Raw genomic sequence first — 25783 nt, 5'->3', positions numbered from 1 at the left:
TGTATCAGGCTGAAAATCGTGTCTGTCTCTTCGCCGAAACAGCTTCGGCGTTGTAAGGTTAAGCCTCACGGTTCATTAGTATCGGTTAGCTCAACGCATCGCTGCGCTTACACACCCGACCTATCAACGTCGTCGTCTTCAACGTTCCTTCAGGAGACTTAAAGTCTCAGGGAGAACTCATCTCGGGGCAAGTTTCGTGCTTAGATGCTTTCAGCACTTATCTTTTCCGCATTTAGCTACCGGGCAGTGCCATTGGCATGACAACCCGAACACCAGTGATGCGTCCACTCCGGTCCTCTCGTACTAGGAGCAGCCCCCCTCAATTCTCCAGCGCCCACGGCAGATAGGGACCGAACTGTCTCACGACGTTCTAAACCCAGCTCGCGTACCACTTTAAATGGCGAACAGCCATACCCTTGGGACCTACTTCAGCCCCAGGATGTGATGAGCCGACATCGAGGTGCCAAACACCGCCGTCGATATGAACTCTTGGGCGGTATCAGCCTGTTATCCCCGGAGTACCTTTTATCCGTTGAGCGATGGCCCTTCCATTCAGAACCACCGGATCACTATGACCTGCTTTCGCACCTGCTCGAGCCGTCACTCTCGCAGTCAAGCTAGCTTATGCCATTGCACTAACCTCCTGATGTCCGACCAGGATTAGCTAACCTTCGTGCTCCTCCGTTACTCTTTGGGAGGAGACCGCCCCAGTCAAACTACCCACCAGACACTGTCCGCAACCCGGATTACGGGTCTACGTTAGAACACCAGCCATTAAAGGGTGGTATTTCAAGGACGGCTCCACGCAGACTGGCGTCCACGCTTCAAAGCCTCCCACCTATCCTACACATCAAGGACCAGTGTTCAGTGTCAAGCTATAGTAAAGGTTCACGGGGTCTTTCCGTCTTGCCGCGGGTACACTGCATCTTCACAGCGAGTTCAATTTCACTGAGTCTCGGGTGGAGACAGCCTGGCCATCATTACGCCATTCGTGCAGGTCGGAACTTACCCGACAAGGAATTTCGCTACCTTAGGACCGTTATAGTTACGGCCGCCGTTTACCGGGGCTTCGATCAAGAGCTTCGCGTTGCCGCTAACCCCATCAATTAACCTTCCGGCACCGGGCAGGCGTCACACCGTATACGTCCACTTTCGTGTTTGCACAGTGCTGTGTTTTTAATAAACAGTTGCAGCCAGCTGGTATCTTCGACTGATTTCAGCTCCACCCGCAGGGGCTTCACCTACATATCAGCGTGCCTTCTCCCGAAGTTACGGCACCATTTTGCCTAGTTCCTTCACCCGAGTTCTCTCAAGCGCCTTGGTATTCTCTACCTGACCACCTGTGTCGGTTTGGGGTACGATTTGATGTTACCTGATGCTTAGAGGCTTTTCCTGGAAGCAGGGCATTTGTTACTTCAGCACCGTAGTGCCTCGTCATCACACCTCAGCGTTAAAAAACGACCGGATTTACCTAATCGTTCCGCCTACATGCTTAAACCGGGACAACCGTCGCCCGGCTAACATAGCCTTCTCCGTCCCCCCTTCGCAGTAACACCAAGTACAGGAATATTAACCTGTTTCCCATCGACTACGCCTTTCGGCCTCGCCTTAGGGGTCGACTCACCCTGCCCCGATTAACGTTGGACAGGAACCCTTGGTCTTCCGGCGAGCGGGCTTTTCACCCGCTTTATCGTTACTTATGTCAGCATTCGCACTTCTGATACCTCCAGCATGCCTCACAGCACACCTTCAACGGCTTACAGAACGCTCCCCTACCCAACAACACCTAAGTGTCGCTGCCGCAGCTTCGGTGCATGGTTTAGCCCCGTTACATCTTCCGCGCAGGCCGACTCGACCAGTGAGCTATTACGCTTTCTTTAAATGATGGCTGCTTCTAAGCCAACATCCTGGCTGTCTGTGCCTTCCCACATCGTTTCCCACTTAACCATGACTTTGGGACCTTAGCTGGCGGTCTGGGTTGTTTCCCTCTTCACGACGGACGTTAGCACCCGCCGTGTGTCTCCCGTGATAACATTCTTCGGTATTCGTAGTTTGCATCGGGTTGGTAAGCCGGGATGGCCCCCTAGCCGAAACAGTGCTCTACCCCCGAAGATGAGTTCACGAGGCGCTACCTAAATAGCTTTCGGGGAGAACCAGCTATCTCCCGGTTTGATTGGCCTTTCACCCCCAGCCACAAGTCATCCGCTAATTTTTCAACATTAGTCGGTTCGGTCCTCCAGTTAGTGTTACCCAACCTTCAACCTGCCCATGGCTAGATCACCGGGTTTCGGGTCTATACCCTGCAACTTAACGCCCAGTTAAGACTCGGTTTCCCTTCGGCTCCCCTATACGGTTAACCTTGCTACAGAATATAAGTCGCTGACCCATTATACAAAAGGTACGCAGTCACACCACGAAGGTGCTCCCACTGCTTGTACGTACACGGTTTCAGGTTCTTTTTCACTCCCCTCGCCGGGGTTCTTTTCGCCTTTCCCTCACGGTACTGGTTCACTATCGGTCAGTCAGGAGTATTTAGCCTTGGAGGATGGTCCCCCCATATTCAGACAGGATACCACGTGTCCCGCCCTACTCTTCGAGTTCACAGCCTGTGTGTTTTCGTGTACGGGAGTATCACCCTGTACCCTGCGACTTTCCAGACGCTTCCACTAACACACAAGCTGATTCAGACTCTGGGCTGCTCCCCGTTCGCTCGCCGCTACTGGGGGAATCTCGGTTGATTTCTTTTCCTCGGGGTACTTAGATGTTTCAGTTCCCCCGGTTCGCCTCGTTAACCTATGTATTCAGTTAACGATAGTGTGACGAATCACACTGGGTTTCCCCATTCGGACATCGCCGGGTCAAAGGTTCATATCACCTCGCCGGCGCTTTTCGCAGATTAGCACGTCCTTCATCGCCTCTGACTGCCAGGGCATCCACCGTGTACGCTTAGTCGCTTAACCTCACAACCCGAAGATGTTTCACTTCTGATTGCGAAAATTTGAGAGACTCGAACACACCATTTAAGATGTGTCGTTTCAATTTTCAGCTTGATCCAGATTTTTAAAGAGCAAAACTTCTTAATGCACTCAAAAGTACATTCAGAAGTTCATCATTCATCAGACAATCTGTGTGAGCACTGCAAAGGCAGGTTCTTTAAGGTAAGGAGGTGATCCAACCGCAGGTTCCCCTACGGTTACCTTGTTACGACTTCACCCCAGTCATGAATCACAAAGTGGTAAGCGCCCTCCCGAAGGTTAAGCTACCTACTTCTTTTGCAACCCACTCCCATGGTGTGACGGGCGGTGTGTACAAGGCCCGGGAACGTATTCACCGTAGCATTCTGATCTACGATTACTAGCGATTCCGACTTCATGGAGTCGAGTTGCAGACTCCAATCCGGACTACGACGCACTTTATGAGGTCCGCTTGCTCTCGCGAGGTCGCTTCTCTTTGTATGCGCCATTGTAGCACGTGTGTAGCCCTACTCGTAAGGGCCATGATGACTTGACGTCATCCCCACCTTCCTCCAGTTTATCACTGGCAGTCTCCTTTGAGTTCCCGGCCTAACCGCTGGCAACAAAGGATAAGGGTTGCGCTCGTTGCGGGACTTAACCCAACATTTCACAACACGAGCTGACGACAGCCATGCAGCACCTGTCTCAGAGTTCCCGAAGGCACCAATCCATCTCTGGAAAGTTCTCTGGATGTCAAGAGTAGGTAAGGTTCTTCGCGTTGCATCGAATTAAACCACATGCTCCACCGCTTGTGCGGGCCCCCGTCAATTCATTTGAGTTTTAACCTTGCGGCCGTACTCCCCAGGCGGTCGACTTAACGCGTTAGCTCCGGAAGCCACGCCTCAAGGGCACAACCTCCAAGTCGACATCGTTTACGGCGTGGACTACCAGGGTATCTAATCCTGTTTGCTCCCCACGCTTTCGCACCTGAGCGTCAGTCTTTGTCCAGGGGGCCGCCTTCGCCACCGGTATTCCTCCAGATCTCTACGCATTTCACCGCTACACCTGGAATTCTACCCCCCTCTACAAGACTCTAGCCTGCCAGTTTCGAATGCAGTTCCCAGGTTGAGCCCGGGGATTTCACATCCGACTTGACAGACCGCCTGCGTGCGCTTTACGCCCAGTAATTCCGATTAACGCTTGCACCCTCCGTATTACCGCGGCTGCTGGCACGGAGTTAGCCGGTGCTTCTTCTGCGGGTAACGTCAATTGCTGAGGTTATTAACCTCAGCACCTTCCTCCCCGCTGAAAGTACTTTACAACCCGAAGGCCTTCTTCATACACGCGGCATGGCTGCATCAGGCTTGCGCCCATTGTGCAATATTCCCCACTGCTGCCTCCCGTAGGAGTCTGGACCGTGTCTCAGTTCCAGTGTGGCTGGTCATCCTCTCAGACCAGCTAGGGATCGTCGCCTAGGTGAGCCGTTACCCCACCTACTAGCTAATCCCATCTGGGCACATCTGATGGCAAGAGGCCCGAAGGTCCCCCTCTTTGGTCTTGCGACGTTATGCGGTATTAGCTACCGTTTCCAGTAGTTATCCCCCTCCATCAGGCAGTTTCCCAGACATTACTCACCCGTCCGCCGCTCGTCACCCAGGAGCAAGCTCCCTGTGTTACCGCTCGACTTGCATGTGTTAGGCCTGCCGCCAGCGTTCAATCTGAGCCATGATCAAACTCTTCAATTTAAGTTTGATGCTCGTGAATTAAACTTCGTAATGAATTACGTATGTTCACTCAGAGACTTGGTATTCATTTATTGTCCGAAGACATTAAGAATCCATGTCACTTTGAGTGCCCACACAGATTGTCTGATAAATTGTTAAAGAGCAGTGCAACGCGGCTTTCGCTCACCGTTGCGAGGTGGCGTATATTACGCTTTCCTCTTTCAGAGTCAACCCGTTATTTCAGGATTTTTTCTCTTCAGCCGACCGGGTTGTTTGTGAAGTGATTCACATCCGCCGTGTCGATGGAGGCGCATTATAGGGAGTTCTCCGCAGGCCGCAACCGCTAAATGACAGAAAAATGACTGACTGCTGCATTCCACAGCAAAACCCCGCCTTATACCTTTTTACACACAGACTTATCCACAATGATACGAAAAAGTGAAAATGTGCGAGCGTTGCGCAAACGTTTTCGTTAAAATGCTCGCGCTTAACAAGGATGCCTCGTCAGGTGTGTTAGATGAGTTTTTCACAGGAAAATTCATCTAACGCTCTCTGTAATCGTGAAATCCAGGGGATTTACCATGCAACAACGTCGTCCAGTCCGCCGCGCTCTGCTCAGTGTTTCTGATAAAGCCGGTATCGTCGAATTCGCTCAGGCACTTTCCGCACGCGGTGTGGAGCTGCTTTCCACAGGCGGTACCGCTCGCCTGTTAGCAGATAAAGGTCTGCCGGTAACCGAAGTGTCCGATTACACCGGTTTCCCGGAAATGATGGATGGACGCGTCAAAACCCTGCATCCAAAAGTCCACGGCGGTATTCTTGGCCGTCGCGGTCAGGACGACGCCATTATGGAACAGCATGACATCGCACCAATCGACATGGTGGTTGTTAACCTCTACCCGTTTGCCCAGACCGTTGCCCGCGAAGGCTGCTCTCTGGAAGATGCCGTAGAGAATATTGATATCGGCGGCCCGACCATGGTGCGCTCCGCGGCCAAGAACCATAAAGATGTGGCCATCGTCGTAAAGAGCAGCGATTACGAAACCATTATTAATGAGATGGATGCCAACGAAGGGTCGCTGACCCTGGAAACGCGTTTCGACCTCGCCATCAAAGCCTTCGAACACACCGCCGCGTACGACAGCATGATCGCCAACTACTTCGGTAGCCTGGTACCGGCTTACCACGGTGAAAGCAAAGATCCTTCCGGCCGCTTCCCGCGCACCCTGAACCTGAACTTCATTAAGAAGCAGGATATGCGTTACGGTGAGAACAGCCACCAGCAGGCAGCCTTCTATATAGAAGAAGAGGTAAAAGAAGCCTCTGTTGCGACCGCTCAGCAGGTTCAGGGCAAAGCCCTCTCCTATAACAACATTGCCGACACCGACGCCGCGCTGGAATGCGTGAAAGAGTTCAGCGAGCCGGCCTGCGTTATCGTCAAGCACGCGAACCCATGCGGCGTTGCCGTGAGCTCCTCTATTCTGGATGCCTACGATCGCGCGTACAAAACCGACCCAACCTCCGCGTTCGGCGGCATTATCGCCTTCAACCGCGAGCTGGATGCTGAAACGGCTCAGGCCATCATCTCCCGCCAGTTCGTTGAAGTGATCATCGCGCCATCCGCCTCCGAAGAGGCGCTCAAAATTACCGCGGCAAAACAGAACGTACGCGTACTGGTTTGCGGCCAGTGGGCAGAACGCGTGCCGGGCCTGGACTTCAAACGCGTAAACGGCGGTCTGCTGGTTCAGGATCGCGATCTGGGTATGGTGACAGAAGCCGACCTGCGCGTGGTGACCAAACGTCAGCCGACCGAACAGGAACTGCGTGACGCGCTGTTCTGCTGGAAAGTGGCGAAGTTCGTCAAATCCAACGCCATCGTCTACGCGAAAGAGAATATGACCATCGGAATAGGTGCTGGCCAGATGAGCCGCGTCTACTCCGCGAAAATCGCGGGCATTAAAGCAGGCGATGAAGGTCTGGAAGTGAAAGGCTCCGCCATGGCTTCTGACGCGTTCTTCCCGTTCCGTGACGGTATCGATGCGGCAGCTGCTGTCGGCATCACCTGCGTGATCCAGCCTGGCGGCTCAATCCGCGACGACGAAGTGATTGCCGCCGCCGACGAACACGGCATTGCGATGATCTTCACCGACATGCGCCACTTCCGCCATTAATTCCCGGAGCTGAAAATGAAAGTATTAGTAATTGGTAACGGCGGACGCGAGCACGCGCTGGCGTGGAAAGCGGCGCAGTCTCCGCTGGTGAAAACGGTCTTCGTGGCACCGGGCAACGCCGGTACCGCACTGGAACCCGCGCTGCAGAACGTGGCTATCGGCGTGACCGACATTCCGGCGCTGCTGAGCTTTGCCCAGAGCGAGAAAATCGATCTGACCATCGTCGGCCCGGAAGCGCCGCTGGTGATTGGCGTCGTTGACGCGTTCCGCGCGGCGGGCCTGACAATCTTCGGACCAACGCAAGGGGCCGCGCAGCTGGAAGGCTCCAAAGCCTTCACCAAAGATTTCCTCGCGCGTCATAACATCCCGACGGCGGAATATCAGAATTTCACTGAAGTGGAGCCTGCTCTGGCCTACTTACGTGAGAAGGGCGCGCCGATTGTTATCAAGGCCGACGGTCTGGCCGCCGGTAAAGGCGTGATCGTCGCGATGACGCTCGAAGAAGCCGAAGCCGCGGTTCAGGACATGCTGGCAGGTAACGCCTTTGGCGATGCGGGCCACCGCATCGTGATTGAAGAGTTCCTCGACGGTGAAGAAGCCAGCTTTATCGTGATGGTCGACGGCGAGCACGTTCTGCCGATGGCCACCAGCCAGGACCACAAGCGTGTGGGCAATGCCGATACCGGCCCGAATACCGGCGGAATGGGCGCCTACTCCCCTGCTCCGGTCGTGACTGACGAAGTTCATCAACGCACCATGGATCGCGTCATCTGGCCAACCGTGAAAGGGATGGCGGCGGAAGGTAACACCTACACCGGTTTCCTCTACGCGGGCCTGATGATCGACAAGCAGGGTAACCCTAAGGTTATCGAATTCAACTGCCGCTTTGGCGATCCGGAAACTCAGCCCATCATGCTGCGCATGAAATCCGATCTGGTGGATCTGTGTCTGGCAGCCTGCGAAGGCAAGCTGGACGAGAAAACGTCAGAGTGGGACGAGCGTGCATCTCTGGGTGTGGTGATTGCTGCGGGTGGTTATCCGGGTAATTACAACACCGGGGATGAGATCCACGGTCTGCCGCTGGAAGAGATTGACGGTGCGAAGGTGTTCCATGCCGGTACGAAGCTGGCTGAAGACGATCGCGTCCTCACCAACGGCGGACGCGTGCTGTGTGCGACCGCGCTGGGCCATACCGTGGCAGAAGCGCAGAAGCGCGCCTATGCGCTGATGGCGGATATTCACTGGAACGGTAGCTTTAGCCGTCAGGATATCGGCTATCGCGCGATTGCGCGCGAGCAGGGGGAGTAATTCCTCCTCGCCCTCACCCTCTCCCTCAAGGGAGAGGGGATCGTTCGTAGGCCGGATAAGCGTTAGCGCCATCCGGCTTAATCCACAGAACTCAAAAACTCTTCTCCGTCGGCTGCCAGGTACAGAAGTCTTCGTTCGCCACCAGCAGCAGCTGAGAGCCTTCCGGCGCTTCCAGCCACGCCACACTCACTTCCATTGATGAATGACGCTGACGGCGTTGAATGTGTTCGGTCGCCCAGGATTCAAGCTCAGGCTTGACCGTTTGCCCTTCGCAGGTGGTTACCGTTCCATCGTTATGCCAGCGCCCCTGGCGCAGCACAACGCGTCCCAGACGAAGCGCATCGCTGGTCTGGCGAATTTGTTCGGCACGATAACGGTAGAGGGCGATTTGATCGCTGGAAAGCTGCTGTTTTTGACCGCTGACTTCGCGCTGCATAAAGCTCAGCTCGCCATGGTCGTCAAAACGCACTTTCACGTGTTCGGGGGTCTTGCTGTAGACGTTCAGTTCAATCAGCGACAGGTCATCTCCCTGCCAGCGATATTCCGCCGTCGACGTATTGCCGTTATGCCACGGGCTAAAGGCAGAAAGCAGATGCACTTCGCCGCCGGAATCTTTGCGCCAGATCCTGACTGCACCCTGGTTGTCCGCGTAGCCGCTGGCGGTAAACGGCGGCAGGGAGGTGTCGTGGCTGCAGGCGGACAGCAGCAGCATGCCTGCCAGCGCGAGCGTTCCGCGCCAGAAAGACAAAAGGGGCGTTGCCGCCCCTTCGCTAAAACTGTTCACTGCCACGCGTCTTACTTAACTGCGTCTTTCAGTGCTTTACCAGAAACAAATGCCGGCACGTTCGCTGCGGCGATTTTGATTTCTTTACCGGTCTGCGGGTTGCGGCCAGTACGCTCAGCGCGGTGGTTCACTTTGAAGGTACCGAAACCAACCAGTTGTACAGCATCGCCTTCTTTCAGAGACTCAGTAATAGCAGCCAGGGTAGATTCCAGAGCAGCTTTAGCCTGCACTTTAGACAGATCAGCCTTGTCCGCAATTACATCAATCAGTTGAGTCTTGTTCATAAGTTATCCTTTCAATGTGTTTATCGCTTGCTAAGCATCGAGTGCGACGAAAATGCCAAAAAAGCACTCTCCTGCATACACGCACCGATAGCCACTTTTTTTCGCCCCCCAAATGTAGACCAGACAAGGGGCGAAAGGGAAGAGTCGAGGAGCGACAAAACGGGCGTTATCTCAAGTTTTCTTATCTCATTGGTTAAAAATTATACCAATATTACTCTCACCGGCCTCACGTAAGTCCGCGCGCAGCCCTTTTATCAGTTCAATATCGCGTTCTTCACACTCTGCCAGCAGGCGGAAAATTTCCCACTGAATGTCCCATTCTTGCTCAACGGCCGGGTTTGCACGCAGTTCTTCATCGGTCATTTCGCGACCTTCCTGGGTCATTTCCAGCATCGCCACGGTCGTAATAGATGCCTTACTGACTTCAATAGCGTGCTCCAGCGTCTCACCGCTCAGACGGGAGTGAAGCAGTTCGCTTAACGCCACGCAGGCATCAATTGCCGGGTAGACGCCGTACAGATCAAAATCATCCGCCACCGGAATCGCCTCTTCGAGCTTTTCGAGCTGAGAGTCGAAATTCACCTTCGCGTCTTTCACCGTCAGCGTTTCCCAGATCAGATCCAGAATGCGGCGGTAGATATGGCCATCACCAAAGCCCGTCTGCTTACAGAACGCGGCATAGTTGGGATACATGCGCTCGCACAGGCAAGCCATAAAGGTGACGTGCTGCCAGCTTTCCAGCTTTTCAAGGCGCAGGTGAATCGGGTTTTGTAGCATGATGATCTCTCGAATCGAAAATTAGGCGCAGTTTACCTGAATCACCGCTGAATTTCCTGCCAACGAACAAAAGCCGGACGCGAAGAGGCCACCGCGTCAGCCCAGCGCGTCGGCTCCGGCAAGCGGTAGCCGTTCATGCAGCGCTGTACCCACGCCAGAGCGCTGTCCATGCTCACCCGATGGCCGGTGGCGATGAACAGCGGATTACAGCGAGCCTTGCTGCGCCAGACCCACGCCAGCTGCTCGCCTTTATGGATAAGCGGTGCCAGCGCGCCCGGCTCGGCGGAGAGTGGCTCAAACGCACCGCACAGGCGTTTCTTGGCAACGCCAATGGTCGGCACATCCACCAGCAGCCCAAAGTGGCTGGCAACGCCTAAACGGCGCGGGTGTGAGATCCCATGCCCATCGACAAACAGCAGATCAGGTTTTTGCGAGAGCTGCTCCCACGCTGCCAGCAGCGCGGGATATTCGCGGAAGGAGAGAAAGCCCGGGATATACGGCATGGTGGTCGCGATACGCGCGACCTTGTACTCCACCAGTTCAAGCGAAGGGTATTTCAGTACCACCATCGCCGCTCGCGTCACTTCCCCACCCTGCTCGAACCCGACGTCTGCTCCGCCAATGTACTGCGGAGGATCCTTATCCAGACGATCCTCGCGGATCACCGATGAGGCCAGTTCGATTTGCTGAGCGCATAGTGACGCGAGATCCATAACGACTCCTTACTTGTGATACTGGGCAGAAAGCCGATGCACCGCCTCCACAAATACGCCTGCGTGCTCTGGCGGTACATCCTGATGAATACCGTGGCCGAGGTTAAAGACGTGGCCTTCCCCCTGGCCGAAACCAGACAGTATAGTCGACACTTCTTCTTCAATGCGGGCTGGCGGCGCATAGAGCATGGACGGGTCCATATTGCCCTGCAGCGCCACTTTGTCGCCCACGCGACGACGCGCATCAGCAATATCGGTGGTCCAGTCGAGCCCCAGCGCATCGCAGCCGGTGGCCGCCATCGCTTCCAGCCACTGACCGCCACCTTTAGTGAACAGCGTCACCGGCACGCGGCGACCTTCGTTTTCACGCAGCAGGACGTCTACGATTTTGTGCATGTAATACAGGGAGAACTGCTGATAATCGCGCCCGGTCAGCACGCCGCCCCAGGTATCGAAAATCATCACCGACTGCGCACCGGCTTTAATCTGCGCGTTCAGATAGAGGGTGACGCTCTTCGCCAGCTTGTCGAGCAGCGCATGCAGGGCCAGCGGCTCGGCGTACATCATCTTTTTAATCAGGGTGAAGGCTTTGCTGCTGCCCCCTTCCACCATATAGGTTGCCAGCGTCCACGGGCTGCCGGAGAAGCCAATAAGCGGCACTTCACCTTTCAGCTCGCGGCGAATGGTGCGTACGGCGTTCATCACGTAGTCCAGCTCGCCTTCCGGATCGGGGATCGGCAGCTTGTCCACGTCGGCTTTGCTTTTGATCGGAGAGGTGAAACGCGGGCCTTCACCGGTTTCGAAGTACAGGCCAAGGCCCATGGCATCCGGAATGGTCAGAATATCCGAGAAGAGGATCGCAGCATCCAGCGGGAAGCGGCGCAGCGGCTGGAGCGTCACTTCACAGGCCAGCTCGGCGTTTTTGCACAGCGACATAAAATCGCCCGCCTGCGCGCGCGTGGCTTTGTACTCTGGCAGATAGCGTCCCGCCTGGCGCATCATCCACACCGGGGTGACATCAACGGGCTGGCGCAGCAGCGCACGCAGATAACGATCGTTCTTCAGTTCGGTCATTTTTGCAGTTCCTTAAGCGTCATGGCCTCAGTGTAACACTACTCATACTCGGCCCGACACATCGCCACGGTATCTTCTATCAGCCGACGCGCCACGGTGCCCGGCGGAGGTAACAGCGGTAAATCGTCGTAGCGATACCAGTTCGCATCCAGCAGCTCTTTCTGATCGATAACGATCTCGCCGCTGTCATATTCGGCCATAAAGGCCGTCATCAGCGACTGCGGGAACGGCCACGGCTGGGAGGTGACGTAGCGCAGGTTCTTCACTTTGATCCCGCTCTCCTCCATCACCTCGCGCGCCACCGCCTGCTCCAGCGTTTCGCCCACTTCGACGAAGCCGGCCAGCACGGTATGAACGCCGTTGCGATGACGGGTATGCTGCGCCAGCAGGATGGAATCCTCCCGGCGGATAGCGACGATAATGCACGGCGCAATCTGCGGATAGTAGCGTTCGCGGCAGTGGTTGCAGAGCATCGCCCATTCGGTTTTGCTCGGACGCATGGTATGGCCGCAATAGCCGCAGTATTTATGCGAGCGGTAAAACTCCGCCAGCTGCACGCCGCGCCCCGCCAGCTGGAACAGCCCCACGTCCAGATCCAGCACCTGGCGCACAGATCCCATATCCTGGCGGCGGGGCTGTTGGATCAACCACACGGGCTCACCCTGCCACTCGCCGATCTGTAGCGCTGGCTGGCCAGCAAGATCGAACGCCTCAGCTGCGCCATAGGGGATTTCCCCGGCAGGAAGCCATAATTTTTGTTCGTGACTGACGATCCACCAACCAAGATCTGATTTTTCAATAATACGATCCATATCTATTGCACTACCTTCGCTTCACTGACATGTTGTTAGCATTGTGGTTACATTCTGGATAAGCAGATTCAATCCTACATTTTGCGGAGTCGACCATGTTAAACCAGCTGGAAAGCCTGACTGAGCGCGTTAGAGGAAGTAACAAACTGGTGGATCGCTGGCTACATGTGCGCAAGCATCTACTCGTGGCTTATTACAATCTGGTCGGCATTAAGCCTGGCAAAGAATCGTTTATGCGACTGAATGAAAAAGCGCTGGATGATTTTTGTCAGGGCCTGGTCGACTATCTGTCCGACGGCCATTTCAATATTTATGAACGCATTATCCGCGAAATGGAAGGGACAACACCGTATTTAGCAGCCAGCAAGCTCTATCCGCTGCTGGAAGCCAACACCCAGCAGATCATGGATTACTATGATTCCGCGCTCGAGAACGCCATCGATCACGATAACTATCTTGAGTTTCAGCGGGCGCTATCCGACCTCGGTGAAGCGCTGGAAGAGCGATTCACGCTGGAAGATAAGCTGATCGCCCTTGTACTGGACAATGATTTGAACATCAGTAACGAAGAGAACGTCGCGCGCCCTGCTTGAGTTCTTCACCGTTAACGAGTAATTTACAACCATTCGCCCCTCTCACGAGGGGGATTTTTCTTGTCGGAGTGCCCAGCGCCTGAAAGCGCGGGCTGAGACCGTTAATTCGGGATCCGCGGAACCTGATCAGGTTAATACCTGCGAAGGGAACAAGAGTCACACTGCTGTTGTATCGCCCCCCGGGCGATCCTCTCTTGCTTCATCCGTCGTCTGACAAGCCATGTCCTTCACTTTTGGAATGAGCTATGTCTACTGCAAAACTGACCCGCCGCGAACAGCGCGCACAGGCCCAACACTTCATCGACACCCTGGAAGGCACCGCTTTCCCGAACTCGAAACGCATCTACATTTCCGGCTCGCAGGCCGATATCCGCGTCCCGATGCGCGAAATCCAGCTCAGCCCGACGCTTATTGGCGGCAGCAAAGATAACCCGCAATACGAAGACAACGAAGCCGTGCCGGTGTATGACACCTCCGGTCCGTACGGTGACCCTGATGTTGCCATCAACGTCCAGCAGGGTCTGGCTAAGCTGCGCCAGCCGTGGATTAATGCGCGCAACGACTGCGAAGAACTGAGCGTGCGCAGCTCTGCGTACACCAAAGAGCGCCTCGCCGACGACGGTCTGGACGAGCTGCGCTTTACCGGCCTGCTGACGCCAAAACGCGCTAAAGCGGGCAAATGCGTGACCCAGCTGCACTACGCCCGCCAGGGCATCGTCACGCCGGAAATGGAATTCATCGCCATCCGCGAAAACATGGGTCGCGAGCGCATCCGTAGCGAAGTGCTGCGCTATCAGCATCCGGGTGAAGGCTTTGGCGCTCGCCTGCCGGAGAACATCACGCCGGAGTTTGTGCGTGACGAAGTGGCCGCCGGGCGCGCGATTATCCCCGCCAACATTAACCACCCGGAATCCGAGCCGATGATTATCGGCCGCAACTTCCTGGTGAAGGTCAACGCGAACATCGGTAACTCGGCCGTGACCTCCTCCATCGAAGAAGAGGTGGAAAAGCTGGTCTGGTCCACGCGCTGGGGCGCGGACACGGTAATGGACCTCTCCACCGGCCGCTATATTCACGAAACCCGCGAATGGATCCTGCGTAACAGCCCGGTGCCGATTGGCACCGTCCCGATTTATCAGGCGCTGGAGAAGGTCAACGGCATTGCCGAAGACCTCACCTGGGAAGCGTTCCGCGACACGCTGCTGGAGCAGGCTGAACAGGGCGTGGACTACTTCACCATTCACGCGGGCGTGCTGCTGCGCTACGTGCCGATGACGGCGAAGCGTCTGACCGGTATCGTCTCGCGCGGCGGTTCCATCATGGCGAAGTGGTGCCTGTCCCATCACCAGGAAAACTTCCTCTACGAACACTTCCGCGAGATCTGCGAAATCTGCGCCGCCTATGACGTCTCCCTGTCGCTGGGCGACGGCCTGCGTCCGGGCTCCATCCGCGACGCCAACGACGAAGCGCAGTTTGCCGAGCTGCACACGCTGGGCGAGCTGACTAAAATCGCCTGGGAGTATGACGTGCAGGTGATGATTGAAGGCCCGGGACACGTGCCGATGCAGATGATCCGCCGCAACATGACCGAAGAGCTGGAGCACTGCCATGAGGCCCCGTTCTATACCCTGGGACCATTGACCACCGATATTGCGCCGGGTTACGACCACTTCACGTCAGGCATTGGCGCGGCGATGATCGGCTGGTTCGGCTGCGCCATGCTCTGCTACGTGACGCCGAAAGAGCACCTCGGCCTGCCAAACAAAGAGGACGTGAAGCAGGGGCTGATTACCTACAAAATTGCCGCCCACGCGGCGGATCTGGCCAAAGGCCACCCGGGGGCGCAAATCCGCGATAACGCCATGTCGAAGGCGCGCTTTGAATTCCGCTGGGAAGACCAGTTCAACCTGGCGCTGGATCCGTTCACCGCCCGCGCCTATCACGATGAGACCCTGCCGCAGGAATCAGGCAAAGTCGCGCACTTCTGCTCTATGTGTGGGCCAAAATTCTGCTCGATGAAAATCAGCCAGGAAGTGCGTGACTACGCCGCAGCGCAAACCATTGAAGTGGGCATGGCGGACATGTCTGAAACCTTCCGCGCCAAAGGCGGCGAAATCTACCTCAAAAAAGAGGAGGCGTAATGTATCAGCCCGATTTCCCACCCGTCCCCTACCGTTTAGGGCTCTATCCGGTGGTGGACAGCGTGGCGTGGATAGAGCGACTGCTGGAGGCAGGCGTTCGCACCCTCCAGCTGCGCATCAAGGATAAGCGCGATGACGAGGTGGAAGCCGATGTGGTTGCCGCCATCGCGCTGGGGCGTCGGTATAACGCCCGCCTGTTTATCAACGACTACTGGCGGCTGGCCGTTAAGCACCAGGCGTACGGCGTGCATCTGGGTCAGGAAGACCTCGAAACAACGGATCTGAGCGCTATCCGTGAAGCCGGGCTGCGTCTTGGCGTGTCAACGCACGATGACATGGAGATCGACGTGGCCCTGGCGGCCCGTCCCTCATACATCGCGCTGGGCCACGTCTTCCCGACGCAAACCAAGCAGATGCCCTCCGCACCGCAGGGTCTGACACAGCTGGCGAGTCACGTTAAACGCCTTGCCGATTACCCCACCGTCGCCATCGGCGGAATCAGCCTTGAACGCGCCCCGGCGGTGCTGGAGACCGGCGTCGGCAGCATCGCCGTCGTCAGCGCCATCACCCAGGCTGCAGACTGGCAGTCCGCCACCGAACAGCTGTTACAGCTGGCAGGAGCTGGCGATGAATGATCGCGACTTTATGCGCTACAGCCGTCAGATCCTGCTGGAGGATATCGCCATCGATGGCCAGCAAAAACTGCTCGCCAGCCGGGTGCTGATTGTCGGTCTGGGCGGATTAGGCGCGCCCGCCGCGCTTTATCTGGCAGGTGCGGGCATCGGTACGCTGGTGCTGGCCGATGACGACGAGGTTCACCTCAGCAACCTGCAGCGACAAATCCTCTTTACCACCGAGGATATCAACCAGCCGAAAGCAAAAATCACCCGGCAGCGGCTGAACCAGCTAAACCCGGATATCGAGCTGATTGCCTTACAGGAGCGTCTTAGCGGTGAAAGCCTGCACCGTGAAGTCGCCCTTGCCGACGTGGTGCTGGACTGTACCGACAACATGGCGACGCGCCAGGCGATTAACGCCGCGTGCGTGGCAAATCATACGCCGCTTATCACCGCCAGCGCGGTGGGGTTCGGCGGGCAGATGATGGTTCTGACGCCACCGTGGACGCAGGGCTGCTATCGCTGTCTGTGGCCGGATGATGCCGAGCCAGCGCGCAACTGCCGGACGGCGGGCATTCTGGGTCCGGTGGTCGGCGTAATGGGCACCATGCAGGCGCTGGAAGCCATCAAGCTGCTTAGCGGCATGGAGACGGAACGCAATACGCTGCGGCTGTTTGATGCCCGCTCAGCCGGCTGGCGCCAGCTGGCGTTACGCCGCGCCAGCCGCTGCCCGGTATGTGGAGGCCGCGATGCGCATTCTGTTTAACGATGAGCCGATGAGATGCGAAGACGGGCTCACCGTTGCGGTACTGCTCGACAAGCTGCGTCAGCTCAAGCCGGGAACGGCGCTGGCGCTCAATCAACAGATCCTGCCGCGCGAGCAGTGGGAACATCAGCAGGTCAATGACGGCGACCAGATCCTGCTGTTTCAGGTTATCGCAGGGGGCTGAGATGTTACGTATTGCCGATAAAGTCTTTGATTCACATCTGTTTACCGGAACCGGAAAATTCGCCTCGCCGCAGCTGATGGTGGATGCCATTCGCGAAAGCGGCAGCCAGCTGGTGACGCTGGCGCTCAAGCGCGTGGATCTGCATCATCACAGCGATGCCATTCTGGCTCCTTTACTGGAGGCAGGCGTCACGCTGCTGCCCAACACCTCCGGTGCCAAAACGGCCGAAGAGGCGATTTTCGCCGCGCAGCTGGCCCGCGAGGCGCTCGGCACCCGCTGGCTGAAGCTGGAAATTCATCCTGACGCCCGCTGGCTGCTGCCCGACCCTATCGAAACGCTGAAAGCGGCTGAAAAGCTGGTGCAGCAAGGGTTTACCGTCCTGCCTTACTGCGGCGCCGACCCTGTCCTGTGCAAACGGCTGGAAGAGGTCGGCTGCGCCGCCGTCATGCCGCTGGGCGCCCCCATTGGCTCCAACCAGGGGCTGGAAACTCGTGCGATGCTGGAAATCATTATTGAGCAGGCTACCGTGCCGGTGGTGGTTGATGCGGGCATTGGCGTGCCCAGCCATGCCGCACAGGCGCTGGAGATGGGCGCCGACGCGGTGCTGGTGAATACGGCCATCGCGGTTGCCGACGATCCGGTCATGATGGCGCGTGCGTTCCGCATGGCCGTAGAGGCTGGGTTGCTGGCAAGGGAGTCCGGCCCCGGCTCGCGCAGTTTCCAGGCGCAGGCCACCAGCCCGCTGACCGGTTTTCTGGAGGCGATCTCATGAGCACGTTTACCGAGCGCTGGCGGCAGCTTAACTGGGACGACATTGCCCTGCGCATCAACAGCAAAACGGCGGCTGACGTGGAGCGTGCGCTGAATGCCCGCCATCTGACCCGCGAGGATCTGATGGCCATGCTCTCCCCGGCGGCCAGTGCGTACCTCGAACCGATGGCCCAGCGAGCACAGCGGCTCACCCGCCAGCGTTTTGGCAACACGGTGAGTTTCTACGTGCCGCTCTATCTCTCAAACCTGTGCGCCAATGACTGCACCTATTGCGGCTTCTCCATGAGCAACCGCATCAAACGTAAAACGCTCGATGAAGGTGAGATTGCCCGTGAGTGTGCGGCTATTCGTGAAATGGGCTTTGAACATCTTCTGCTGGTCACGGGCGAACATCAGGGAAAAGTGGGAATGGACTATTTCCGTCAGCACCTTCCCGCCATCCGTCGTCAGTTTGCGTCGTTGCATATGGAAGTACAGCCCCTGGCGCAGGAGGAGTACGCGGAGCTCAAAACGCTCGGGCTGGACGGGGTCATGGTCTACCAGGAAACCTACCACGAGGCGACGTACGCCCGGCACCACCTGAAGGGTAAGAAACAGGATTTCTTTTTCCGGCTGGAAACACCGGACAGGCTGGGTCGCGCGGGCATCGACAAAATCGGTCTGGGTGCGCTGATCGGGCTCTCCGACAGCTGGCGGGTGGATTGTTACATGGTGGCGGAACATTTGCTGTGGCTTCAGCAGCACTACTGGCAGAGCCGTTATTCCATCTCCTTCCCGCGTCTGAGGCCCTGCGCGGGCGGGATTGAACCGGCTTCTCTGATGGATGAACGCCAGCTGGTGCAAACCATCTGCGCGTTTCGCCTGCTCGCTCCGGAAGTGGAATTATCGCTCTCAACGCGTGAGTCCCCGGCGTTTCGCGATCGCGTTATCCCGCTTGCGATTAACAACGTCAGCGCGTTTTCCAAAACACAGCCTGGCGGCTACGCCGACGATCATCCGGAGCTCGAGCAGTTTGCGCCGCATGACGGACGACGTCCGGAAGCGGTCGCCGCCGCTCTGACAGCGCAGGGTCTTCAGCCTGTCTGGAAAGACTGGGACAGCTGGCTGGGAAGAGCCTCGCAGTGACGTTGAAACGCACTGCAACATCATAAAAAATTGTCGAGGCGCGACGAAAAGGCAAAACCGGAGGATTGTCAGCGATCGTCCGGTTTTTTATTGTCACACGGTCAGCAACGGATGCTGACCAGGGCGAAAAGCTTCTTCCTCGTTTCGCCCTGCCTCTGGTTCATTGCACAAACGGCCCCAGCCAGGTGAATAAGTATTTTCTTAATGGTTCTTAAGATAAATCATCCCGCCAGAAATCGTGTGCCGTATAATTCACCGCTAACCGCAGGACAGCGACTATGCTGAGAGGATATCGGCAGACGAACAGTATTCACCATCAGGAACGATGTACAGCTCATGGCACTTCACAGCAAAAAGCTCTCTTTTACCCGGCCAATCATGCTCAGCTTCGCGGGGATCCTCTGCAGTTTTGCGGTGATCGCGATCGCGGTGACGCTTTCGCAACGAAAGGATTTTCTTGAGGATTATCATAAGATCAATAGCAATTTCACGCACAACCTGGCGGTGAACTACACCGAATCTATCCTGCGTGAAAACGACTATATCCTGGGCCGTTCCGCGATGTACTTTGCGCGTGACGACAGGCTAAACGAGACGCTCAACGTCAACCCGACGCAGGGGTTGCAGATGATGATGCATTTGCAGAACCTGATGCCGACCGTCTCCTCCATCTCGCTGGCGGACACGCAGGGGCATTACCTCCGCGCACCGGAAGTGCTCCCCACGGAGACGAGTAAAACCTTCGATCCCAGGACGAGGCCGTGGTTTGTCGCTCAGGCGGAAGCCAGCATCTTCAGCCACTATACCCGTCCTTATATGGATTACTTTACGGGGCACCCCACGGTCACTCTTTATAAGCCAGTGATTTCACCAGAAGGCAGACTGAAGGGAACGCTCGCGTTTCATCTCGATTTGACATCAATGGGCTACACCCTGCGTCAGATGGTGGCGCCCGTTCAGGGGGAATTCTTCGTCGTCGAGCGTGACGGTGCTGTGGTGCTGCATCCGGATACCGGCGCGCTCTTCAAGCAGTACGTGAGCGAAGCGCTGATGGACAAAATGACCAGCGGTGAAGGCCACCTTTACGACAAGAAAAGCAACGCCTGGTATTACTACTACTCGTTTACCAACCCGGACTGGTTTGTCATTTACCGGGTATCGGATGCGACGCTCACCGATATTACCCGCCACGAAACGACGATTGTTGGCTGGGGGTTTGCGCTGGCGGCCATCATCATCATCCTCTTCGGCTTATACCTCCGCCACGCCTCGCGTAGCGTGCTGATGCACATTATCAATGCCATCAAAACCGGCGACGTCAGCGAGGCGCCGCGCCTGGAAGCGATGCTGAGCCACACGATTCAGTCCAATAAAGAGCGTGAGATGGCCTATGTGCGTCAGGCCACTCACGATGCGCTGACGGGCTGTAAAAACCGCCGCGCATTCGATAGCGATATCGCGGAGCTACTGAATGCCCAGCAGCCTTTCGCGATGGCGCTGGTGGATATTGATAACTTCAAGTCGATTAACGACACGCTGGGCCACCTGACCGGTGATATCGTTCTGCGTAACGTGGCCCGCGAAGGGCTCCAGATCATGCAGCCACATCACGTCTCGCTTTACCGTTATGGTGGAGAAGAGTTTGCGGTCATCTTCCAGGCTGAGCAGATGACTTCTGCGCTCTCATTACTGGAAGCATGGCGTACCGCTGTTGAAAAACGTGTCTGGCGGGAAGAAAACCTGCGGGTTACGTTCAGCGGCGGTCTTGGGGAGTGGCATTTTGAACCGCTGGAGCACTTTATCGGAAGCGTTGATAACGCCCTATACAGCGCCAAACAGCAGGGCAAAAACCGCATCAACCGAACGTCCATCAGCTAATCCTCCCTCTTTCACCCGTCCCGTTTCCACGGGCCGGGTACCCGACAATGCAAAATTGTAACCGGTTTCAGAAAATCGCCGGTTTCTTTGTGATGCCTGACACACAATCGCGGTAAACCGGTTGTTGAAGCGGTCTGCACGGGATAATTATCAATAAACACATGTAGATCGAGGCTGATTATGAAGAACATCGTTTTATGCTGTGCAGCGGGAATGTCAACCAGCATGCTGGTTCAACGTATGAAAGACGCCGCGCAGAAAAAAGGGGTTGAAGTCACGATTAAAGCCGTTCCGGTTGCGGAGTTTAAAGACAACATCGCAACGGCCGACATCGTATTGCTGGGGCCACAGGTTAAATACGAGCAGGCCAAACTCCAGGCACAGGCCGAGCCGCTAGGTAAAAAGGTCGCGGTGATCGACATGATGGATTACGGCATGATGAAAGGTGATGCCGTACTGGAAAAAGCGCTCAAACTTCTGGAGTCATAATGGAAGACTTAGAAACCACGATTATGGAACTGCTGGTCAACGCAGGCGCGGCGCGCAGTGCGGCCCTGACGGCGTTACAGATGGCGCGTAAAGGTGAGTTTGACGAAGCTGAAAAAGCGATGGAAGAGTCGCGTGAATATGTGAAGCATGCGCACACGATCCAGACGCAGCTTATCGGTCTTGATGAAGGGACCGGGAAGCTTCCGGTTAATCTGATCACCGTTCACTCTCAGGATCACCTGATGAACGCGATGGTCATTCAGGATCTGGCGGGCGATATGATTGAGCTTTATCGTCGGATCCCGCTGGTGAATTGAAAACATGCAGATGTAAAAAAACCCGCCGAGGCGGGTTTTTTATTAGCGACTCAACGATTACTCGTTGTCGGAACCGCCCAGACCTGCGTTCAGCAGTTCTGCCAGGCTCGCGGATGCATCTTCAGCAGTCACCTGCGGTGCAGCTGGCAGTTCGCCCGCAGCACGACGACGCATACGATCCTGGTGGTACGCATAACCGGTACCGGCCGGGATCAGACGACCCACGATAACGTTCTCTTTCAGACCGCGCAGTTCATCACGCTTACCAGCAACAGCGGCTTCGGTCAGGACACGAGTCGTTTCCTGGAACGATGCTGCAGAGATGAAGGACTCGGTTGCCAGAGACGCTTTGGTGATACCCAGCAGATCGCGCGAGTAGGTCGCACCGATTTTGCCGTTCGCTTCCAGTTCGCGGTTAGCGATCTTGACGCGTGAGTATTCAACCTGCTCGCCTTCCAGGAACTCAGAGCTGCCTGCGTTTTCGATGGTTGCTTTACGCAGCATCTGACGAACGATAACTTCGATGTGCTTATCGTTAATCTTAACGCCCTGCAGACGGTAAACGTCCTGCACTTCGTTGGTGATGTAACGCGTTACCGCGTGTACGCCACGAAGACGCAGAATGTCGTGCGGCGCTTCTGGACCATCGGAAACCACGTCACCACGTTCTACACGTTCACCTTCGAACACGTTGAGCTGACGCCACTTAGGAATCATCTCTTCGTACGGTTCGCTACCATCTACTGGAGTGATAACCAGACGGCGTTTCCCTTTGGTCTCTTTACCGAAGGAGATGATACCGCTGATTTCAGCCAGGATTGCAGGCTCTTTCGGACGACGTGCTTCGAACAGGTCCGCAACGCGTGGCAGACCACCGGTGATGTCCTTGGTACCGCTGGATTCCTGTGGAATACGCGCCAGAGCATCACCCGCACCGATCTGAATGCCATCTTCCAGCTGAACGATCGCTTTACCCGGCAGGAAGTACTGAGCAGGCATGTCGGTACCAGGGATCAGAACGTCGTTACCCTGAGCATCAACGATTTTCAGCGCAGGACGCAGATCTTTACCACCGGTAGTACGTTCAGCAGAATCCAGAACCACCAGAGAAGACAGACCGGTCAGCTCGTCGGTCTGACGAGTAATGGTCTGGCCGTCGATCATGTCAGTAAAGCGGATGAAACCACTTACTTCGGTGATAACCGGCATGGTGTGTGGATCCCAGTTTGCAACGGTTTCACCGCCGGCAACCTGCTCGCCATCACCTTTCGCCATAACCGCACCGTAAGGCACTTTATAGCTCTCTTTGGTACGACCGAATTCGTCGATCAGTTTCAGCTCGGTGTTACGAGAGGTCACAACCAGCTTGCCTGCGGAGTTAACAACAGACTTCGCGTTACTGAGCTTGATGCTACCTTTGTTTTTCACCTGGATGCTGGATTCAGCAGCCGCACGAGATGCCGCACCACCGATGTGGAACGTACGCATCGTCAGCTGTGTACCCGGCTCACCGATGGACTGTGCCGCGATAACGCCGATTGCTTCACCTTTGTTGATGATGTGGCCACGCGCCAGGTCACGACCGTAGCAGTGCGCACATACACCAAAGTCGGTGTCACAGGATACAACGGAACGCACTTTCACGGAGTCAACAGAGTTCGCTTCCAGCAGGTCACACCAGTGCTCGTGCAGCAGCGTGTTGCGTGGAACCAGAATGTCTGCAGTACCCGGCTTCAGAATGTCTTCCGCGGTCACACGACCCAGAACGCGATCGCGCAGTGGCTCTTTAACATCACCACCCTCGATAACCGGGGTCATGGTGATACCTTCGAGGGTGCCACAATCGTCTTCGGTCACAACCAGATCCTGGGCAACGTCAACCAGACGACGCGTCAGATAACCGGAGTTCGCTGTTTTCAGTGCTGTATCCGCCAGACCTTTACGAGCACCGTGCGTGGAGATGAAGTACTGGAGTACGTTCAGACCTTCACGGAAGTTCGCGGTGATTGGCGTTTCGATGATGGAGCCATCTGGCTTCGCCATCAGACCACGCATACCTGCCAGCTGACGAATCTGTGCTGCGGAACCACGCGCACCGGAGTCGGCCATCATGTAGATGCTGTTGAAGGAAACCTGCTGCTCTTCTACGCCGTCACGGTTAATCACGGTTTCGGTCTGCAGGTTATCCATCATCGCTTTGGATACACGATCGTTCGCCGCTGCCCAGATATCGATAACTTTGTTATAGCGTTCGCCCGCGGTAACCAGACCAGACTGGAACTGCTCCTGGATCTCAGCAACTTCGGCTTCCGCTTCAGAGATGATCTCGTGTTTCTTCTCTGGGATGACCATGTCATCGATACCAACAGATGCACCTGAACGCGCTGCATAAGCAAAGCCGGTATACATTGTCTGGTCAGCGAAGATAACGGTCGGCTTCAGACCCAGAATGCGGTAACAGGTGTTCAGCATTTTGGAGATCGCTTTCTTGCCCAGCGCCTGGTTGACGATGGAGAAAGGCAGACCTTTCGGTACGATCATCCACAGAATCGCACGGCCAACGGTCGTGTCTTTCAGGCTGGTTTTCGCAACGAATTCGCCGTTTTCATCTTTTTCGTATTCGGTGATACGCACTTTAACGCGCGCATGCAGAGAGGCCAGGCCAGCGCGGTAAATACGCTCAGCTTCTTTCGGGCCAGTCAGCACCATGCCTTCGCCTTTGGCGTTAACACAGTCACGGGTCATGTAGTACAGACCCAATACAACGTCCTGAGAAGGAACAATGATTGGCTCACCGTTCGCTGGAGACAGAATGTTGTTGGTAGACATCATCAGCGCACGTGCTTCGAGCTGGGCTTCCAGCGTCAGCGGTACGTGAACAGCCATCTGGTCACCATCGAAGTCGGCGTTATATGCCGCACAAACCAGCGGGTGCAGCTGGATAGCTTTACCTTCGATCAGGACTGGCTCAAATGCCTGGATACCCAAACGGTGCAGGGTTGGTGCACGGTTCAGCAGTACCGGGTGTTCGCGGATAACTTCGTCCAGGATATCCCAAACGACAGCTTCTTCACGCTCAACCATTTTCTTCGCGGCTTTGATGGTGGTGGCCAGGCCACGCAGTTCCAGCTTGCCGTAGATGAATGGTTTGAACAGCTCCAGTGCCATTTTCTTCGGCAGACCGCACTGATGCAGACGCAGGTATGGACCTACGGTGATTACAGAACGACCGGAGTAGTCAACACGTTTACCGAGCAGGTTCTGACGGAAACGACCCTGTTTACCTTTGATCATGTCGGCCAAAGATTTCAGAGGACGTTTGTTAGAACCGGTGATCGCACGACCGCGACGACCGTTATCCAGCAGGGCATCTACCGCTTCCTGCAGCATACGTTTTTCGTTGCGTACGATGATGTCCGGCGCAGCCAGATCCAGCAGACGTTTCAGACGGTTGTTACGGTTGATAACGCGACGATACAGATCGTTCAGATCGGACGTTGCGAAACGACCACCATCCAGCGGAACCAGTGGACGCAGATCTGGCGGCAGAACCGGCAGAACGGTCAGGATCATCCACTCTGGTTTGTTACCAGACTGAACGAACGCTTCCAGCAGTTTGATACGCTTGGTCAGCTTTTTACGTTTGGTTTCGGAGTTGGTTTCGTTCAGCTCTTCACGCAGCTGCTCGCACTCTTGCTCCAGATCCATGCTCTTCAGCAGGGCCTGAATAGCTTCCGCACCCATCTTCGCGTCGAATTCGTCACCGAACTCTTCCAGCGCGTCCAGATACTGCTCTTCAGTCAGGATCTGATGACGTTCCAGGTTCGTCATCCCGCCTTCGATTACCACATAAGATTCGAAGTACAGAACACGTTCGATATCACGCAGCGGCATATCCAGCAGCAGACCGATACGGGACGGCAGAGATTTCAGGAACCAGATGTGAGCGGTCGGAGACGCCAGCTCGATGTGGCCCATGCGCTCACGACGCACTTTGGTCTGGGTCACTTCAACGCCGCACTTCTCACAGATCACACCACGGTGTTTCAGGCGCTTGTACTTACCGCACAGGCACTCGTAATCTTTTACTGGCCCGAAAATACGCGCACAGAAAAGGCCGTCACGCTCAGGTTTGAACGTACGGTAGTTGATGGTTTCCGGCTTTTTAACTTCACCGAAAGACCATGAACGGATCATGTCTGGCGAAGCCAGAGCAATTTTGATCGCATCAAACTCTTCGGTTTTAGTCTGCGCTTTCAGAAACTTTAATAAATCTTTCACGGATTTGCTCCCGTCGGAGT

Annotated in this window: 19 protein-coding genes, 2 rRNA genes and 1 riboswitch; of the genes, 12 read left to right on the top strand and 9 right to left on the bottom strand. The window is 55.9% G+C overall.

Going from position 1 to position 25783, the window contains the following annotated elements:
- Positions 1 to 54 precede the first annotated feature (54 nt).
- Together AC4IC4_RS01090 and AC4IC4_RS01085 are read right to left on the bottom strand one after the other, a co-directional pair.
- Positions 55 to 2960 (bottom strand): 23S ribosomal RNA (locus AC4IC4_RS01090).
- Between the two features lie 199 nt (positions 2961 to 3159).
- Positions 3160 to 4699, bottom strand: a 16S ribosomal RNA gene (locus AC4IC4_RS01085).
- The 16S and 23S rRNA genes sit together here, the layout of an rRNA operon.
- A 560-nt stretch (positions 4700 to 5259) precedes the next feature.
- Between AC4IC4_RS01085 and purH the strand changes: the two genes are divergently transcribed.
- Together purH and purD are read left to right on the top strand one after the other, a co-directional pair.
- Positions 5260 to 6849: a bifunctional phosphoribosylaminoimidazolecarboxamide formyltransferase/IMP cyclohydrolase gene (gene purH / locus AC4IC4_RS01080; RefSeq protein ID WP_491472011.1), complete on the top strand. Its 1590-nt coding sequence runs from the start codon at positions 5260 to 5262 to the stop codon at positions 6847 to 6849.
- Between the two features lie 15 nt (positions 6850 to 6864).
- On the top strand, positions 6865 to 8157 hold the full coding sequence (gene purD, locus AC4IC4_RS01075; RefSeq protein ID WP_248166164.1) for a phosphoribosylamine--glycine ligase: 1293 nt from the start codon (positions 6865 to 6867) through the stop codon (positions 8155 to 8157).
- A gap of 91 nt (positions 8158 to 8248) precedes the next feature.
- Here the strand turns inward: purD and AC4IC4_RS01070 are convergent, their stop codons facing one another.
- From AC4IC4_RS01070 to nudC, 6 genes are all read right to left on the bottom strand, one after another.
- Positions 8249 to 8941: a DUF1481 domain-containing protein gene (locus tag AC4IC4_RS01070; protein ID WP_024908250.1), complete on the bottom strand. Its 693-nt coding sequence runs from the start codon at positions 8939 to 8941 to the stop codon at positions 8249 to 8251.
- 11 nt (positions 8942 to 8952) lie between these two features.
- Positions 8953 to 9225: a nucleoid-associated protein HU-alpha gene (hupA, locus tag AC4IC4_RS01065; protein ID WP_002445246.1), complete on the bottom strand. Its 273-nt coding sequence runs from the start codon at positions 9223 to 9225 to the stop codon at positions 8953 to 8955.
- A 186-nt stretch (positions 9226 to 9411) separates the two neighbouring features.
- A complete protein-coding gene (locus AC4IC4_RS01060) occupies positions 9412 to 10002 on the bottom strand; it encodes a YjaG family protein (RefSeq protein WP_008503468.1) in 591 nt (196 codons plus the stop codon).
- Positions 10003 to 10043: 41 nt separating this feature from the next.
- Positions 10044 to 10715 carry a deoxyribonuclease V gene (gene nfi / locus AC4IC4_RS01055; RefSeq protein ID WP_491472010.1) on the bottom strand — a complete coding sequence of 224 codons (672 nt, stop codon included), beginning with the start codon at positions 10713 to 10715 and terminating at the stop codon, positions 10044 to 10046.
- 9 nt (positions 10716 to 10724) lie between these two features.
- Entirely contained in the window at positions 10725 to 11789 is a 1065-nt protein-coding gene (gene hemE, locus AC4IC4_RS01050) for a uroporphyrinogen decarboxylase (RefSeq protein ID WP_491472009.1), read from the bottom strand.
- 38 nt (positions 11790 to 11827) lie between these two features.
- Positions 11828 to 12601 (bottom strand): NAD(+) diphosphatase, encoded by a 774-nt coding sequence (gene nudC / locus AC4IC4_RS01045; RefSeq protein ID WP_061716170.1) that lies wholly within the window; start codon positions 12599 to 12601, stop codon positions 11828 to 11830.
- Positions 12602 to 12696: 95 nt separating this feature from the next.
- On the opposite strand from nudC, the gene AC4IC4_RS01040 reads away from it, so the two are divergent.
- From AC4IC4_RS01040 to AC4IC4_RS00995, 10 genes are all read left to right on the top strand, one after another.
- Positions 12697 to 13194 (top strand): Rsd/AlgQ family anti-sigma factor, encoded by a 498-nt coding sequence (locus tag AC4IC4_RS01040; RefSeq protein WP_023334107.1) that lies wholly within the window; start codon positions 12697 to 12699, stop codon positions 13192 to 13194.
- A 54-nt stretch (positions 13195 to 13248) separates the two neighbouring features.
- Positions 13249 to 13360, top strand: a riboswitch (TPP riboswitch).
- A 79-nt stretch (positions 13361 to 13439) separates the two neighbouring features.
- On the top strand, positions 13440 to 15335 hold the full coding sequence (gene thiC, locus AC4IC4_RS01035; RefSeq protein ID WP_417928013.1) for a phosphomethylpyrimidine synthase ThiC: 1896 nt from the start codon (positions 13440 to 13442) through the stop codon (positions 15333 to 15335).
- Positions 15335 to 15970 carry a thiamine phosphate synthase gene (gene thiE / locus AC4IC4_RS01030; protein WP_061716172.1) on the top strand — a complete coding sequence of 212 codons (636 nt, stop codon included), beginning with the start codon at positions 15335 to 15337 and terminating at the stop codon, positions 15968 to 15970. Before thiC ends, thiE begins: the two co-directional genes overlap by 1 nt.
- The gene (locus tag AC4IC4_RS01025; RefSeq protein WP_061716173.1) at positions 15963 to 16718 is read left to right on the top strand and encodes a HesA/MoeB/ThiF family protein; all 756 of its coding nucleotides are present in this window, start codon (positions 15963 to 15965) and stop codon (positions 16716 to 16718) included. Before thiE ends, AC4IC4_RS01025 begins: the two co-directional genes overlap by 8 nt.
- Positions 16702 to 16902: a sulfur carrier protein ThiS gene (gene thiS / locus AC4IC4_RS01020; RefSeq protein WP_024908257.1), complete on the top strand. Its 201-nt coding sequence runs from the start codon at positions 16702 to 16704 to the stop codon at positions 16900 to 16902. Before AC4IC4_RS01025 ends, thiS begins: the two co-directional genes overlap by 17 nt.
- 1 nt (position 16903) lies before the next feature.
- Positions 16904 to 17674, top strand: coding sequence for a thiazole synthase (gene thiG, locus AC4IC4_RS01015; RefSeq protein WP_491472008.1), 771 nt, complete (start codon positions 16904 to 16906; stop codon positions 17672 to 17674).
- Positions 17671 to 18798, top strand: a complete 1128-nt coding sequence (gene thiH / locus AC4IC4_RS01010) for a 2-iminoacetate synthase ThiH (RefSeq protein WP_491472007.1) — start codon at positions 17671 to 17673, stop codon at positions 18796 to 18798. Before thiG ends, thiH begins: the two co-directional genes overlap by 4 nt.
- Before the next feature lie 336 nt (positions 18799 to 19134).
- On the top strand, positions 19135 to 20676 hold the full coding sequence (locus tag AC4IC4_RS01005) for a sensor domain-containing diguanylate cyclase (protein WP_267215402.1): 1542 nt from the start codon (positions 19135 to 19137) through the stop codon (positions 20674 to 20676).
- Positions 20677 to 20856: 180 nt separating this feature from the next.
- Positions 20857 to 21165, top strand: a complete 309-nt coding sequence (locus tag AC4IC4_RS01000; RefSeq protein ID WP_023334100.1) for a PTS sugar transporter subunit IIB — start codon at positions 20857 to 20859, stop codon at positions 21163 to 21165.
- Positions 21165 to 21482, top strand: a complete 318-nt coding sequence (locus tag AC4IC4_RS00995) for a PTS lactose/cellobiose transporter subunit IIA (RefSeq protein WP_008503455.1) — start codon at positions 21165 to 21167, stop codon at positions 21480 to 21482. Before AC4IC4_RS01000 ends, AC4IC4_RS00995 begins: the two co-directional genes overlap by 1 nt.
- A gap of 57 nt (positions 21483 to 21539) precedes the next feature.
- On the opposite strand, the gene rpoC is transcribed toward AC4IC4_RS00995, so the two are convergent.
- Complete coding sequence (gene rpoC / locus AC4IC4_RS00990) at positions 21540 to 25763, bottom strand: DNA-directed RNA polymerase subunit beta' (RefSeq protein ID WP_491472006.1); 4224 nt, start codon at positions 25761 to 25763, stop codon at positions 21540 to 21542.
- Between the last annotated feature and the right edge of the window lie 20 nt (positions 25764 to 25783).

The sequence above is a fragment of the Enterobacter sp. Taxon_2 genome, from assembly GCF_058355295.1.
This window is presented reverse-complemented; position numbering and strand designations above follow the sequence as displayed.

Bases quoted from the DNA above. Each gene is read 5' to 3' on its own strand.
- purH (WP_491472011.1), top strand. From the start codon at position 5,260: ATGCAACAACGTCGTCCAGTCCGCCGCGCTCTGCTCAGTGTTTCTGAT.
- purD (WP_248166164.1), top strand. From the start codon at position 6,865: ATGAAAGTATTAGTAATTGGTAACGGCGGACGCGAGCACGCGCTGGCG.
- hupA (WP_002445246.1), bottom strand. From the start codon at position 9,225: ATGAACAAGACTCAACTGATTGATGTAATTGCGGACAAGGCTGATCTG.
- AC4IC4_RS01060 (WP_008503468.1), bottom strand. From the start codon at position 10,002: ATGCTACAAAACCCGATTCACCTGCGCCTTGAAAAGCTGGAAAGCTGG.
- nfi (WP_491472010.1), bottom strand. From the start codon at position 10,715: ATGGATCTCGCGTCACTATGCGCTCAGCAAATCGAACTGGCCTCATCG.
- hemE (WP_491472009.1), bottom strand. From the start codon at position 11,789: ATGACCGAACTGAAGAACGATCGTTATCTGCGTGCGCTGCTGCGCCAG.
- nudC (WP_061716170.1), bottom strand. From the start codon at position 12,601: ATGGATCGTATTATTGAAAAATCAGATCTTGGTTGGTGGATCGTCAGT.
- AC4IC4_RS01040 (WP_023334107.1), top strand. From the start codon at position 12,697: ATGTTAAACCAGCTGGAAAGCCTGACTGAGCGCGTTAGAGGAAGTAAC.
- thiC (WP_417928013.1), top strand. From the start codon at position 13,440: ATGTCTACTGCAAAACTGACCCGCCGCGAACAGCGCGCACAGGCCCAA.
- thiE (WP_061716172.1), top strand. From the start codon at position 15,335: ATGTATCAGCCCGATTTCCCACCCGTCCCCTACCGTTTAGGGCTCTAT.
- AC4IC4_RS01025 (WP_061716173.1), top strand. From the start codon at position 15,963: ATGAATGATCGCGACTTTATGCGCTACAGCCGTCAGATCCTGCTGGAG.
- thiS (WP_024908257.1), top strand. From the start codon at position 16,702: ATGCGCATTCTGTTTAACGATGAGCCGATGAGATGCGAAGACGGGCTC.
- thiG (WP_491472008.1), top strand. From the start codon at position 16,904: ATGTTACGTATTGCCGATAAAGTCTTTGATTCACATCTGTTTACCGGA.
- thiH (WP_491472007.1), top strand. From the start codon at position 17,671: ATGAGCACGTTTACCGAGCGCTGGCGGCAGCTTAACTGGGACGACATT.
- AC4IC4_RS01005 (WP_267215402.1), top strand. From the start codon at position 19,135: ATGGCACTTCACAGCAAAAAGCTCTCTTTTACCCGGCCAATCATGCTC.
- AC4IC4_RS01000 (WP_023334100.1), top strand. From the start codon at position 20,857: ATGAAGAACATCGTTTTATGCTGTGCAGCGGGAATGTCAACCAGCATG.
- AC4IC4_RS00995 (WP_008503455.1), top strand. From the start codon at position 21,165: ATGGAAGACTTAGAAACCACGATTATGGAACTGCTGGTCAACGCAGGC.